Annotated in this window: 1 rRNA gene; it reads left to right on the forward strand. The window is 56.6% G+C overall.

Annotation, left to right across the window (positions count from 1 at the left end):
- Window positions 1-349: 349 nt before the first annotated feature.
- Window positions 350-429 (forward strand): 5S ribosomal RNA (gene rrf / locus AC1DN2_RS21360); the annotation flags it as partial.

Raw genomic sequence — 429 nt, forward strand, 5'->3', positions numbered from 1 at the left:
TGTGTGAGAGGCCCCCAGCCAGACCACTGGGTTGATAGGCCGGATGTGGAAGCGAGGACTAACGACTCGTGAAGCTGACCGGTACTAATAGGCCGATAACTTACACCACACACTCTTCCCGTGAACGGATTCAAAAGACGTTCACACCATGGGGAGGGTACAAAGAAACAAGACTGCTTGCGTCCACTATGTGGTTCCCAAACAACAAACCCGTCACCGACGGCACGTTGCGACAGGAACAAAACCACAACAAAATAACAACACCACAGCTGCATTCGCTGCAGCGGCCATGTTGTAACCACAGATTTCCCCACCCCCGCCAACAGCGGGCCGGTGGCGGAGCAAGGGTTACGGCGGTCATAGCGTGGGGGAAACGCCCGGTCCCATCCCGAACCCGGAAGCTAAGACCCACAGCGCCGATGGTACTGC

The sequence above is a fragment of the Arthrobacter sp. 01L42 genome (assembly GCF_056400005.1).